Annotated in this window: 13 protein-coding genes; all 13 read left to right on the top strand. The window is 67.2% G+C overall.

Translation table 11 applies throughout. The features are described 5' to 3' along the window. The first annotated feature begins 183 nt into the window (after positions 1–183). From AAG688_RS10660 to AAG688_RS10600, 13 genes are read left to right on the top strand one after another with little or no spacing between them, the layout of a single operon-like run. Positions 184–2,193: a conjugal transfer protein TraG gene (locus AAG688_RS10660; protein WP_411832239.1), complete on the top strand. Its 2,010-nt coding sequence runs from the start codon at positions 184–186 to the stop codon at positions 2,191–2,193. Next, positions 2,190–2,654, top strand: coding sequence for a ribbon-helix-helix protein, CopG family (locus AAG688_RS10655; protein WP_003111089.1), 465 nt, complete (start codon positions 2,190–2,192; stop codon positions 2,652–2,654). Before AAG688_RS10660 ends, AAG688_RS10655 begins: the two co-directional genes overlap by 4 nt. Then, positions 2,651–3,703, top strand: a complete 1,053-nt coding sequence (trbB, locus tag AAG688_RS10650; protein ID WP_031636909.1) for a P-type conjugative transfer ATPase TrbB — start codon at positions 2,651–2,653, stop codon at positions 3,701–3,703. Before AAG688_RS10655 ends, trbB begins: the two co-directional genes overlap by 4 nt. Continuing rightward, positions 3,700–4,083 carry a TrbC/VirB2 family protein gene (locus AAG688_RS10645; RefSeq protein WP_031636907.1) on the top strand — a complete coding sequence of 128 codons (384 nt, stop codon included), beginning with the start codon at positions 3,700–3,702 and terminating at the stop codon, positions 4,081–4,083. Before trbB ends, AAG688_RS10645 begins: the two co-directional genes overlap by 4 nt. Then, positions 4,080–4,352 (top strand): VirB3 family type IV secretion system protein, encoded by a 273-nt coding sequence (locus AAG688_RS10640; RefSeq protein ID WP_003103993.1) that lies wholly within the window; start codon positions 4,080–4,082, stop codon positions 4,350–4,352. Before AAG688_RS10645 ends, AAG688_RS10640 begins: the two co-directional genes overlap by 4 nt. 15 nt (positions 4,353–4,367) lie before the next feature. Next, positions 4,368–6,827: a conjugal transfer protein TrbE gene (gene trbE, locus AAG688_RS10635; RefSeq protein ID WP_023101657.1), complete on the top strand. Its 2,460-nt coding sequence runs from the start codon at positions 4,368–4,370 to the stop codon at positions 6,825–6,827. Continuing rightward, complete coding sequence (gene trbJ, locus AAG688_RS10630; protein WP_023101656.1) at positions 6,824–7,549, top strand: P-type conjugative transfer protein TrbJ; 726 nt, start codon at positions 6,824–6,826, stop codon at positions 7,547–7,549. The genes trbE and trbJ overlap by 4 nt, the downstream gene beginning before the upstream one ends. Before the next feature lie 12 nt (positions 7,550–7,561). Next, positions 7,562–7,879 (top strand): hypothetical protein, encoded by a 318-nt coding sequence (locus AAG688_RS10625; protein ID WP_023101655.1) that lies wholly within the window; start codon positions 7,562–7,564, stop codon positions 7,877–7,879. Then, positions 7,876–9,258, top strand: a complete 1,383-nt coding sequence (gene trbL / locus AAG688_RS10620; protein ID WP_023101654.1) for a P-type conjugative transfer protein TrbL — start codon at positions 7,876–7,878, stop codon at positions 9,256–9,258. Before AAG688_RS10625 ends, trbL begins: the two co-directional genes overlap by 4 nt. Positions 9,259–9,270: 12 nt before the next feature. Continuing rightward, positions 9,271–9,975: a conjugal transfer protein TrbF gene (trbF, locus tag AAG688_RS10615; protein WP_023101653.1), complete on the top strand. Its 705-nt coding sequence runs from the start codon at positions 9,271–9,273 to the stop codon at positions 9,973–9,975. Then, positions 9,972–10,964 carry a P-type conjugative transfer protein TrbG gene (gene trbG, locus AAG688_RS10610; protein WP_023101652.1) on the top strand — a complete coding sequence of 331 codons (993 nt, stop codon included), beginning with the start codon at positions 9,972–9,974 and terminating at the stop codon, positions 10,962–10,964. The genes trbF and trbG overlap by 4 nt, the downstream gene beginning before the upstream one ends. Positions 10,965–10,966: 2 nt before the next feature. Continuing rightward, entirely contained in the window at positions 10,967–12,253 is a 1,287-nt protein-coding gene (locus AAG688_RS10605; protein ID WP_023101651.1) for a TrbI/VirB10 family protein, read from the top strand. Then, entirely contained in the window at positions 12,250–12,495 is a 246-nt protein-coding gene (locus AAG688_RS10600) for a DUF2274 domain-containing protein (RefSeq protein ID WP_023101650.1), read from the top strand. Before AAG688_RS10605 ends, AAG688_RS10600 begins: the two co-directional genes overlap by 4 nt. The last annotated feature ends 8 nt before the right edge of the window (positions 12,496–12,503 follow it).

Below are 12,503 nucleotides of genomic sequence, written 5' to 3'. Positions count from 1 at the left end.
CGCCTTCGCTTGCGGCGTTTTTCTTTGGCTCGCCGTCACACTAATTCTGTCTTTTTGCTCGACCTTTCTGCTGAAAACGGTCTTTGACCGGCACTGACCCGGCACCGATCCTGACGCTTGCGGCACGCCCTTGTGCCGCTCTTTCCATGAGAAAACAGCGCAGGAGAAATCGGAGGCCAGGTCATGCAAGGGACGAACGTGCTGTTCGGTCAGATCGCCGTGGTGTTCGGCATCGTGATCGCCGGCGTGTGGGGCGCCACACAATGGACAGCAGCCTCCCTTGGCTATCAAGTACGCCTTGGCTCGCCCTGGTTCGATCTTCTTGACACGCCGATCTACCACCCGTGGAAGCTGTTTGAGTGGTGGTTCTTCTTCGGTGCCTATGCGCCGGAGGTTTTCGACACCGGCGGCGCCATTGCCGGCGCCAGCGGCATGGTCGCCGTGGGCGTTGCCATCGCCATGTCGGTCTGGCGCTCGCGCCAAGCGCGCCTCGTCACCACCTACGGTTCTGCACGCTGGGCGAACGCGCAGGACATTCGCAAGGCTGGCCTCACACAGCCTGCCGGCGTGTTCCTGGGCCAGCACGATCGCCAGTACCTGCGGCATGAAGGCCCGGAACACGTCCTGACCTTCGCGCCCACACGCTCGGGCAAGGGGGTGGGCCTGGTGGTGCCCACCTTGTTGAGCTGGCCAGCATCGGCCGTCATCCACGACATCAAGGGCGAGAACTGGCAGATTACCGCCGGCTGGCGTTCGCGCTTCTCGCATTGCCTGCTGTTCAACCCCACCGATGCGAAGTCGGCCGCCTACAACCCGCTGCTGGAGGTACGGCGCGGCGCGCATGAAGTGCGCGACGTTCAGAACATCGCGGACATTCTGGTCGATCCCGAAGGCGCGCTGGAGAAGCGCAACCATTGGGAGAAGACCTCGCACGCGCTGCTGGTCGGCGCGATCCTGCATGTGCTCTACGCCGGCGAGGACAAGACGCTGCGTGGCGTCGCCAACTTCCTCTCCGACCCGGCCAGTCCGTTCGAGCTGACCTTGCACCGGATGATGACCACGCCGCACCTCGGCGATGGGCCGCATCCGGTAGTCGCATCGGCTGCGCGCGAAGTGCTCAACAAATCGGACAACGAGCGTTCCGGCGTGTTGAGCACCGCCATGTCGTTCCTCGGCCTGTACCGCGACCCCACGGTGGCCGAAGTCACCTCACGCTGCGACTGGCGCATCGCCGACCTGATCGCTGCCGAACATCCGGTATCGCTGTATCTGGTAGTGCCGCCTTCGGACATTTCGCGGACGAAGCCGCTCATCCGCCTGATCCTCAACCAGATCGGCCGGCGCCTCACCGAATCGCTCGATGGCTCCGATGGCATCGAGCGCCGCCACAAGCTGCTACTGATGCTCGATGAGTTCCCCGCGCTGGGACGACTCGACTTCTTTGAGACGGCCTTGGCCTTCATGGCGGGCTACGGCATCCGCAGCTTCCTCATCGCGCAGTCGCTCAACCAGATCGACAAAGCCTACGGCCAGAACCATTCGATTCTCGACAACTGCCATGTGCGCGTGACGTTCGCCACGAACGACGAGCGCACGGCCAAGCGCATTTCCGAGACGCTGGGCACGGCCACCGAACTGCGCGCCCAGCGCAACTACGCGGGCCACCGGCTCGCGCCGTGGCTGGGCCACCTGATGGTGTCGCGCCAGGAAACCGCGCGCCCGCTGCTGACGCCGGGCGAAGTCATGCAGCTTCCGCCCGACGAGGCCGTGGTGATGGTGTCCAGCGTGGCGCCGATCAAGGCCAAGAAGCTGCGCTACTACGCGGACGCCAATTTCAAGCGTCGCGTGCTGCCGCCGCCCGCGCTGGCGGACGGGCAGTACGCCGACGCGCCGCCGTCGCGGCCCGACGACTGGAGCGGGCTGGCGATTCCTGCCGTGCCCGCTGCACTGGCCGCCGCATCCGCCAATGGCCTGGAGAACTTGGGTTCGACCGACGACGGCGGCCCGCGCCGTCAGCCCGAACTCTCCGAAACCGTCGCCTACGACCCCGAGCTGGCCGCTCCCGCGGCCGACCTTGGGCTGCTCGATGACGACGACGACCTGCCGCTTCCCCTTCCTCGCCAGCTCGATCCAGCCATGCAGCGCACGGCCCGGCTGGCTTCCCTCGACCCCAACGACGGAATCGAGCTATGAGCCACTACCGCCTCAACCTGTTCATCCAGCCGGAGCACGCCAAGCGGCTCGATGAGCTGGCCGCCAAGAAAGGCGTGTCCAAGTCGTCCATCGTCGCGGCGGCGCTCGCATCGTGGCTTTCGCCCGATGCTGCCGACCAGCGCGAGGCGGCCATTGCCAAGCGGCTTGATCGCCTGTCGCGCCAAGCCGAGCGCATGGAGCGCGACCAGAACATCGCCATCGAAACGCTGGCGCTGTTCATCCGCTACTACCTGACCGTGAGCACGCCAGTTCCCGAGGCGCACCAAGACGCGGCACGCGCGCAGGGCAAAGCGCGCTTCGAGCAGTTCACCGAGCAGCTTGGCCGCCACCTGCTGCGGGGCCGCAGCCTGGTGCGCGACGTGGTGGAGGAACTGCATCCCGACCCGATGCGGATGGAAGACGCGGCGGCAGCCGCGCAAGCGCAGGAGCGTGCGTCATGAGCGCCATTCCGCAGTCCATGAGTGCCACGTCGCTCGACCGCCGCATCCAGATGCTGCGCACGGCGATGGGGCCACTAATCGCCGCTGCGCTCGAAGACCCGGACGTGGTGGAGGTGATGCTGAATCCCGATCGCACCCTTTGGGTGGATCGGCTTTCCAGTGGGCGTGCGCCGATGGGCGTGGAACTGCCCGAGGCGGATGGCGAGCGAATCATCCGCCTGGTCGCGGCCCACGTCGGCGCGGAAGTCCATCGCGGCCAGCCGCTGCTGTCCGCCGAGTTGCCCGAGACGGGCGAACGCTTCGAGGGCATCTTGCCGCCGGCAGCGCCAGGGCCGGCCTTCGCGCTGCGCAAGCGCGCCATCGGTGTGATTCCGCTGGAGCGGTACGTCATCGACGGGATGATGACCAGCGCGCAGGCGGGCTTTCTCGTTCGTGCCGTGCGCGAGCGGCAGAACGTGTTGATTGCCGGCGCCACCAGCAGCGGCAAGACCACGCTCGCCAATGCTTTGCTCGCCGAAATCGCCGCCACCGGCGACCGCGTGCTGGTGCTCGAAGACACGGTGGAACTGCAATGCGCGGCCCGCGACCACGTTCCGCTGCGCACCCGCGCGGGCGTGGTGTCGATGACCGAACTGGTGCGCTCGTCCATGCGCTTGCGCCCTGATCGCGTCGTCGTCGGCGAGGTGCGCGGTGCCGAGGCGCTGGATCTCATCAAGGTGTGGGGCACGGGCCACCCCGGCGGCATCGCCACGATCCACGCCGGCTCCGCGCTCGGCGCGCTGCTGCGCCTGGAGCAACTGATTCTCGAAGTGGCGGTGAATCCGCCCCGTGCGCTGATCGCCGAGGCGGTCAACGTGGTGATCCACATCGCCGGACGCGGGCGCAAGCGCCGCATCGAGAGCATCGCCCGCGTCGTCGGCTTCGACGGCGTGGGCTACCAACTGGCGGACGCGCTGGAAACGCCGTTTCCCGAGCTGCCGCCACGTCCCGATGCCGCACCCGCTGCGGCGACATCCCCATCCCCTGACTCACTTGGAGAACTGCCATGACGCAGATGACCATTCCTGCTTTCCGTTTTTCTGCAAATCCGGCTTTGCGTCTTGCGCAGCTGCGCTGCCTGGCCCGCCCTGCGGGGCAAGGGCTGTTGCTGGCCGCGCTGCTGCTGTTCCTGGCCGGAACCGCGCAGGCCGCCGGTTCCTCGATGCCGTGGGAAGGCCCGCTGCAATCCATCCTCGAATCCATCCAGGGGCCGGTGGCGCGCATCGTCGCGGTCATCATCATCATCGCCACGGGCCTCGCGCTCGCGTTCGGTGACACGTCCGGCGGATTCCGCAAGCTGATCCAGATCGTGTTCGGTCTGTCCATCGCCTTCGCGGCGTCGAGCTTCTTCCTGTCGTTCTTCAGCTTCTCCGGCGGGGCCGTCGTATGAGTGCCCCGGACACCTTCGCGGACGGCTTCGAGGTGCCGCTGCATCGCTCGCTGACCGAGCCGATTCTGCTGGGCGGTGCGCCGCGCACCGTGGCGATCGCCAACGGCACGCTGGCCGCCGCTGTCGGCCTGGGCCTGCAACTGTGGATTCCCGGCGTGGTGCTCTGGATCGTCGGCCATTCGCTGGCGGTGTGGGGTGCGCGCGTCGATCCGCAGTTCATGCAGGTCTTCGCCCGGCACATCAAGCACCGCCCGCTGCTGGACGTGTGAGGGGAGGACGCCGCGATGCTGAACCTCGCCGAATACCGCCAGCGCCCGGCCTTGCTTGCCGACTGGCTGCCCTGGGCCGGGCTGGTCGCGCCGGGCGTGATCTTGAACAAGGACGGCAGTTTCCAGCGCACGGCCCGGTTTCGCGGGCCTGACCTCGACAGCGCGACGCAAGGCGAGCTGATCGCCACGTCGGCACGCTTGAACAACGCGCTGCGTCGCATGGGATCGGGCTGGGCGCTGTTTATCGAAGCCGAACGCTGCGCAGCCGCCGACTATCCGCACTCGGCGTTTCCCGAGCCGCTGTCGTGGCTGGTGGATGAGGAACGCCGCGCCACCTTCGAGGACTCGGGCAACCACTTCGAGAGCGGCTATCACTTGACGTTGGTATACCTGCCGCCCGAGGAATCACGCGCCCGCGCGGCAGGGATGCTGTACGAGAACCGGCCCACCGAGGGCGTGGACTGGCGCGAGAGATTGACGGCCTTCGTGGCGGAAACGGATCGCGTCTTTGACCTGCTCGATGGCGTGATGCCGGAAATCGCGTGGCTCGATGACGGCCAGACGCTGACCTACCTGCACGCCACCATCTCGACGCGCCGCTACTGCGTTGGCGTGCCCGAAGTGCCCTTCCACATCGACGCACTGCTGACCGACTCGCCGCTGGTCGGTGGCCTGGCGCCCATGCTGGGCGACCAGCACTTGCGCGTGGTGTCGGTACGGGGCTTCCCGACCTCAACCTGGCCGGGGATTCTGGACGATCTCAACCGCCTGGGATTCGCGTATCGCTGGAGTACGCGCTTCCTGTGCCTCGACAAAGCCGAGGCGGAACGGGAATTGGGGCGCTTGCGCCGCCAATGGTTCGCCAAGCGCAAGAACGTCATCGCGCTGCTGCGCGAGACGATCTTCCAACAGGAATCGCCGCTGGTCGATACCGACGCCAACAACAAGGCGGCCGATGCCGATGCCGCCTTGCAGGAGTTGGGCAGCGATCAAGTCGCCTTCGGCTACCTCACCGCCACGGTGACGGTACTCGATGCCGACCCGGCCGTGGCCGACGAGAAGCTGCGCATGGTGGAGCGCGTCATCCAAGGGCGCGGGTTCGTCACCATTCCCGAAACGCTGAACGCCGTCGATGCGTGGCTGTCCTCGATCCCTGGCAACGCCTACGCGAACGTGCGCCAGCCCATCGTCTCGACGCTGAACCTGGCGCACATGATGCCGGTGTCGGCGGTATGGGCCGGGCCAGAGAGGAACGCGCACCTCGACGGGCCGCCGGCCATCGTCACCCGCACCGACGGCGCGACGCCATTCCGGCTGGTCACGCACATCGGCGACGTGGGGCACATGGCGGTGGTCGGCCCGACGGGCATGGGCAAGTCCGCGTTTCTGGCCGTGCTGGCGATGCAGTTCCGCCGCTATCCGCGCTCGCGCATCTTCGCGTTCGACATGGGGCGCTCGATGCGCGCCACGATCCTGGGTTTGGGTGGCGAGCATTACGACCTCGGCGTCGATGGCGGTATCGCGTTCCAGCCGCTCGCGCGAATCGACCGCGACGGCTACCGCACCTGGGCGGCCGAATGGATCGAAGGCCGTCTGCTGCACGAGGGCGTGGTGATTGGCCCCGACGAGAAGGCGGCCATCTGGTCGGCAATCGGCAGCCTTGCCGGTGCGCCGGCGGAGCAGCGCACGATGACCGGGCTTTCTGTGCTGCTGCAATCAAACGCGCTGCGCCAGGCGCTCGCGCCCTACGTGCTCGGTGGTGCCCACGGCAAGCTGCTGGACGCCGATCACGACCGGCTGGGCACGGCCGACGTGCAGTGTTTCGAGATGGAAGAACTGATGGGTAGCCCTGCCGCCGTGCGGTCAGTGCTGGGCTATCTGTTCGCGCGCTTCGACGAGCGGTTCGATGGCGCACCGACCCTGCTGATTCTCGATGAGTCCTGGCTGTTCCTGGACGATCCGATGTTCGCCGCGCGCATCCGCCAGTGGCTCAAGACGCTGCGCAAGAAGAACGTCAGCGTCATCTTCGCCACGCAGAGCCTCGCGGACATCCAGAACTCCAGCATCGCGTCCGCGATCATCGAGAGCTGCGCCATCCGCATCTTCCTGCCGAACCCGCAGGCGACCGAGCCGCAGATTCGCACGATCTACGAAGGTTTCGGCCTCAACAGCCGGCAGATAGAGATCGTCGCCACCGCGCAGCCCAAGCAGGACTACTACTACCAATCCCGCCTCGGCAACCGCCTGTTCGACCTCGACCTGGGGCCGGCGACGCTGGCTTTCGCGGGCGCTTCCACACCGCAAGACCAGCGCGACATAGACCGCGTGCTGCTGGACGCCGGCGTGCCCGGCTTCGCGGGCGCTTGGCTGCGCCATCGCGGCCTCGATTGGGCAGCCGACCTGCTGCCCTCGTTCCCCGGCCTGGCGCCGGGTTCCCTCCGTACCACCGACCACTCACAGGAGAGCCTGTCATGAAGAAGCGCCTTATCGCCGCCGCCGTCGCGGCCATGCTTTGCACCGCCACCGCCCATGCGCAATGGGTCGTGGTCGATCCCACGAACCTCGTGCAGAACACGCTGACCGCGATCCGCACGCTGGAGCAGATCAACAACCAGATCCAGCAGCTACAGAACGAAGCGCAGATGCTGATGAATCAGGCGCGCAACCTCGCCAGCCTGCCGTCCAGCGTGGTGAACCAGTTGCGCGCCAATCTGGCGACGACCGAACGGCTGATCGCCCAGGCCAGGGGCTTGGCCTACGACGTGACGAATCTGGATCGTGAGTTCGCACGCCTGTACCCGGAGCAGTACGCCGCCACCGTCAGCGGCGACCAGATGTACCGCGATGCGCAGGAGCGTTGGAGGAACACGCTCCACGGCTTGCAGACCACCATGCAGATGCAGGCCCAGGTGTCGCAGAACCTGGGCGAAGACGAAAGCGTGCTGGCCGACCTTGTGGGCAAGAGCCAGTCGGCCCAAGGCGCGTTGCAAGCGATGCAGGCCATGAACCAATTGCTGGCCTTGCAGGCCAAGCAGTCGATCCAGTCGCAGCGGCTTCAGATCACGCAAGACCGGGCCGCTTCGCTGGAGCTGGCGCGGCAGGCGGCGGCTACGGAGCGCGCTCGCGAAGTGCGGCGGCGCTTCTTGGGCGATGGCACGCCGTACACGCCGCAGCGCGTGGATTTCTACGGCAACTGACGGGAGGCTGCCATGCGATGCGTCCTCGCCCTTTGCGTCGTGCTGCTGGCCGCTTGCAGCGAGCAGCCGGCCGACAACCTCGCCGATGCCTTGGCCGCCGATCCCGTGCGGCTCAAGGCATTGCGCGCGCAATGCGCGGCCAACCGGCAGGCCACGGGCGAGGACGCCTGCCGTGCCGCCGCCGAAGCCCTCCGGCGGCGCTTCTTCTCCGGCCAGACCGGGCCAGATGAATACCAGACGCTGGCCGATCTGCCGCCGATCCCACCGAGCTTCGATGAACCCGACGAAGGCGAGACGGCGGCCATGCCTGCCCAAGAGGACGCGCCATGAACGACGTGACCATCATCGACCGATTCCTCGCCACGTTCGCTCTCTACATCGACTCGGGGTTTGGGCTGTTGCAGGGCGAAGTGGCCTTCCTCACCGCCACGCTGATCGTCATCGACATGACGATCGCCGGACTGTATTGGGCGATGAGCCATGCGACCGGCCAGGGCGAGGACGTAATCGCCAAGCTGCTGCGCAAGGTGCTCTACGTCGGTGCCTTCGCTTACATCATCAGCAACTTCAACTGGCTGGCCGGCATCGTGTTCCGCTCCTTCGCCGGGCTGGGCCTGACGGCCACCGGCTCGGCCATCACGATGGAGAACTTCTTGCAGCCGGGCCGGCTTGCGAAAACCGGCATCGACGCAGGTGCGCCGATTCTGGAGCAAGTCGGCGAAATGGCAGGCTTCCCCGAGGTGTTTGTGAACCTCGATGCCATCACGGTGATGTTCCTCGCCTGGCTTGTCGTGGTTCTGTGCTTCTTCGTGCTGGCGATCCAGCTTTTCATCACGCTGATCGAGTTCAAGCTGACGACGCTCGCGGGCTTCGTGCTGGTGCCGTTTGCCTTGTGGAACAAGACGGCGTTCCTCGCCGAGAAGGTGCTGGGCAACGTGGTGTCCTCCGGCGTCAAGGTGCTGGTGCTGGCCGTGATCGTCGGCATCGGCTCGGGCCTGTTCGCCGAGTTCCAAGTTCATCCAGATGAGCCGTCCATCGACCACGCGCTGGTCATCATGCTGGCCTCGCTCACCTTGCTGGCGCTGGGCATCTTCGGCCCTGGCATCGCTACGGGCCTGGTGTCCGGTGCGCCGCAGCTCGGCGCCGGCGCTATGGCCGGCGCTGCTGTAGGCGCAGCCGGCACGGCCGTTGCCGTAGGCGCTGCCGCGACGGGCGTGGGCGGCGCGGTCATGGCCGGGGCGCGCATGGCGCCCGCCGCCGCCAAGCTCGCCGGCAGTGGCGCGCGCGCCGCAGCCTCGACGGCCAGCAGCACACGGTCGGCGTTCCAGGCTGGTTCCGCCGCCGCAGGCGGCGGCGCGAAGGGCGCGATGGCGGGCCTGGGCAACGTCGCCAAGACCGGCGCGCAGTCCGCCGGGCGTGCGGCTGCATCCCGTGCTTCCGCTGCCGGACAGCGCATGGCTGCTCCGTTCCGCGCTGGTTGGAACGGCCAGGCGGCCGACACAGGCACGGCCGGGGGAGCCGGAGCATCCAGCCAGGCCGCCGCAGGCGAGGCCGCTTCCGGCGCAGCCAATGCACAACCCGCTTGGGCCAAGCGGCTGCATCGCCGCCAACAACTCACCCATGCCGCGACCACCACCGCCCACGCGCTGCGCGGTGGCGATGGTGGCGGCTCCGGCCAGGGGCCGAGCCTGCGCGATTCCGATTCATAAGGAGAACTGAACATGCGATTCAAACGACCGCAGGTGCGCTACGCCGACACGCCGCAGCCTGCCACGCCGTACCAAGCTGCCGGCCAGGTGTGGGACGAGCGCATCGGCTCGTCGCGCGTGCAGGCGAAGAACTGGCGCCTGATGGCCTTCGGTTGCCTGACGCTCGCGCTGCTTATGGCCGGCGGCCTGGTGTGGCGCTCGGCGCAGTCCATCGTGACCCCCTATGTCGTGGAAGTGGACAACGGGGGCCAGGTGCGCGCGGTCGGTGAAGCCGCCACGCCGTACCGGCCCAACGATGCGCAGACGGCGCACCACATCGCGCGCTTCGTGACGCTGGTGCGCTCGCTGTCCATCGACCCGATCGTCGTCCGCCAGAACTGGCTGGACGCCTATGACTACACGACCGACAAGGGCGCGGCGGTGCTCAACGACTACGCGCGGGTCAACGACCCGTTCGCGCGCATCGGCAGGGAGTCGGTGACGGTGCAGATCACCAGCGTCGTGCGCGCCAGCGACACGTCTTTCAACGTGCGCTGGACGGAACGCCGCTACGTCAACGGCGCCGCGGCCGGGCTGGAGCGGTGGACGGCCGTGGTGTCCATCGTGCTCCAGCCGCCACGCACCGAAGAACGCCTGCGCAAGAACCCCCTGGGCATCTACGTCAACGGCCTGTCGTGGAGCCGCGAGCTGGATTCTTCCGAAGGAGTCAAACCATGAATGATCTTTTCCACAAATACGCCTTGCCGTTGATGCTTCTTTCCCTCGTGGGCTGCGCCACGCAGGGCAAGCCGCCGCCCATGATCTCGCTCGATGAGCCGGTGCAGGCGCAGCCGCTGCCGGAGCCGCCCGCGCCGTTGGAGGTAGTGGCCGTGCCCGAGGTACTGCCGATGCCGGCACAGTTAAAGCCAGTGCCCGAGGCAGAAGACGACAAGCCCAGGCCGGAACCGGCAGATGAGAAAGTGCGCGTCTCGCGCGCCAATGCCGAGGCGCGTGTCGCGCCCACGCGCGAGGGCTACGTCAACGCGATTCAGGTGTGGCCCTTCACGGATGGCGCGCTGTATCAGGTCTATGCGGCCGTGGGCCGCGTGACCGTTATTGCACTCCAGCCGAGCGAGGAATTGGTGACGGTGGCCGCTGGCGATACCGTGCGCTGGATCGTGGGCGACACATCCAGCGGTGGCGGTGCCGACCTGCGCGTGAACGTGCTGGTCAAGCCGATTCGCTCGGGCCTCAAGACCAATCTCGTCATCACCACCAGCCGCCGCACCTACCTGCTGGAGCTGACCTCGACGGAAAAGACGTGGATGGCATCGGTATCTTGGGAGTACCCGCGCGACCGGATGCTGGCCTTGCAACGCCAAGCGCAGGCGGCCAGCGCCGCAGCGCCGGTCGATAGCGGGCTGTCGCTGGAGAACCTGCGTTTCCGCTACGCGATCAGCGGCAGCAATCCGCCTTGGAAGCCGCTGCGCGCCTTCGATGACGGCGAGAAGGTTTATATCCAGTTCCCGGCGGGCATCGCACAAGGTGAGCTGCCGCCGCTGTTCGTCATCGGCGCGCAGGGCGACGGACAACTCGTGAACTACCGCTTCCGCTCGCCGTATTACATCGTCGATCGCCTGTTCGGTGCCGCCGAGCTGCGCCTAGGCGCTGACAAGGGCGACGTGGTGCGGATCGAGCGCACGGACGGCGTTACACGGAGGAACTGACCATGAGCCAGGACGACACTCCCGACCTTGCCACGCCGCGTCCGGGCAAGGTCGCGCCCGAAGCGGTGGCGCTGCGCGCCCAGCCGCGCCCGGTCACGCGCCTGAATCGGCGCACGCTGGCCATCCTCGTCGGTGGCCTGTCGGTCGTCGTGCTCGGCGCCACGATCTGGTCGCTGCAACCGCAGCGGCGTGGCGCCAATGAGCAGACCGAGCTTTACAACGTCGATCGCGTGTCGAAGTCGGAAGGACTGGATGCGTTGCCGACGGACTACTCGAAGCTGCCGCCGGCCTTGCCGCCCGATGTGCCCGAGCTGGGGCCGCCGCTGCCGGGCGATCTTGGCCCGGCAATCGTGAACTCGCAGCAGCCGGTGACGCCGGCCTATGCGCCACCGGGGCATGATCCTGCGGATGCCTTGCGCAAGGAAGCTGATGCGGCGGCGGCTTCGTCGGTGTTCTTCCGCTCGGGCGGCCAAGGCCAAGCTGCCGCCACGGTGGCGCAGGCGGCGCCGGGTGCGCCTGGTGGTGCAAGCGCGCTCGCGGCTTTCGATCCACTCGGCGCTGGGCCGGCCTCGACCGCGGCCCAGCCTGCCGACCCGACTGCCGTGCAGAACCGGCAAGACCAGAAAGAGGCGTTCCTGAAAGGCGGCTCTACGGAAACCCGCAATTCCGGCAACCTGGCGCTACCGGCATCGCCTTATCAGGTGATGGCGGGCACGGTGATCGCCGGCGCGCTGGTGACAGGTATCAAGTCGGACTTGCCCGGCGACGTGATCGCCACGGTGACGGAGCCGGTCTTTGACACGGCCACGGGCAAGTTCCTGCTGATCCCGCAGGGATCGCGCATCCTCGGGCGTTACAACAGCCAGGTCAGCTACGGGCAGAGCCGCGTGCAGGTCGTGTGGAACCGGGTCATCCTGCCCGACACGTCATCGCTGACGCTCGACAACCTCGTGGGCACCGACCCGGCCGGCTACGCCGGCCTGGAAGACGACGTGGACTGGCATTGGAATCGCATCGTCGCGGGCGCGGTGCTGACGACGCTGCTAGGCGTGGGCGCCGAGCTTGCCGCGCCGGAGAACCGCCAGGACGGCAACCGCATCGTCATCGCCGGGCGCGACAGCGCACAGGACAGCATCAATCAAGTCGGCCAGGAGATCACCCGGCGCAACATGAACATCCAGCCCACGCTGACCAGCCGGCCCGGCCTGCCGGTGCGGATCATCGTCAACCGGGATCTTGTGCTGCGGCCGTACCAGCCGCTGTTCTTCAACCGGGGAGCCTCGCAATGAGCACGACCAAGAAGCTGCGGCTCGGGCCACTGCCCAAGACCGAGAGCGTCAAGATGACCTTTGCCTGCCCGGCCAGCCTGAAAGCCGACCTCGAACGCTACGCCGCGCTGCACGCGCAGGCGTATGGCGAGTCGGTCGATGCAGAGAAGTTGATCCCGCACATGCTGGAGGCGTTTATGGCGGGGGATCGGGGATTCAAGAAGGGCACGGCGACCCGGAGCACGCCATCGAAGCTGCCATGATGGCGTCG

This window comes from Pseudoxanthomonas mexicana (assembly GCF_046736355.1).
In the GTDB taxonomy this organism is placed as follows: domain Bacteria; phylum Pseudomonadota; class Gammaproteobacteria; order Xanthomonadales; family Xanthomonadaceae; genus Pseudoxanthomonas_A; species Pseudoxanthomonas_A mexicana_B.
This window is presented reverse-complemented; position numbering and strand designations above follow the sequence as displayed.

Bases quoted from the DNA above. Each gene is read 5' to 3' on its own strand.
- AAG688_RS10655 (WP_003111089.1), top strand. From the start codon at position 2,190: ATGAGCCACTACCGCCTCAACCTGTTCATCCAGCCGGAGCACGCCAAG.
- AAG688_RS10645 (WP_031636907.1), top strand. From the start codon at position 3,700: ATGACGCAGATGACCATTCCTGCTTTCCGTTTTTCTGCAAATCCGGCT.
- trbB (WP_031636909.1), top strand. From the start codon at position 2,651: ATGAGCGCCATTCCGCAGTCCATGAGTGCCACGTCGCTCGACCGCCGC.
- AAG688_RS10625 (WP_023101655.1), top strand. From the start codon at position 7,562: ATGCGATGCGTCCTCGCCCTTTGCGTCGTGCTGCTGGCCGCTTGCAGC.
- trbL (WP_023101654.1), top strand. From the start codon at position 7,876: ATGAACGACGTGACCATCATCGACCGATTCCTCGCCACGTTCGCTCTC.
- AAG688_RS10660 (WP_411832239.1), top strand. From the start codon at position 184: ATGCAAGGGACGAACGTGCTGTTCGGTCAGATCGCCGTGGTGTTCGGC.
- trbG (WP_023101652.1), top strand. From the start codon at position 9,972: ATGAATGATCTTTTCCACAAATACGCCTTGCCGTTGATGCTTCTTTCC.
- trbJ (WP_023101656.1), top strand. From the start codon at position 6,824: ATGAAGAAGCGCCTTATCGCCGCCGCCGTCGCGGCCATGCTTTGCACC.
- trbE (WP_023101657.1), top strand. From the start codon at position 4,368: ATGCTGAACCTCGCCGAATACCGCCAGCGCCCGGCCTTGCTTGCCGAC.
- AAG688_RS10640 (WP_003103993.1), top strand. From the start codon at position 4,080: ATGAGTGCCCCGGACACCTTCGCGGACGGCTTCGAGGTGCCGCTGCAT.
- AAG688_RS10600 (WP_023101650.1), top strand. From the start codon at position 12,250: ATGAGCACGACCAAGAAGCTGCGGCTCGGGCCACTGCCCAAGACCGAG.
- trbF (WP_023101653.1), top strand. From the start codon at position 9,271: ATGCGATTCAAACGACCGCAGGTGCGCTACGCCGACACGCCGCAGCCT.
- AAG688_RS10605 (WP_023101651.1), top strand. From the start codon at position 10,967: ATGAGCCAGGACGACACTCCCGACCTTGCCACGCCGCGTCCGGGCAAG.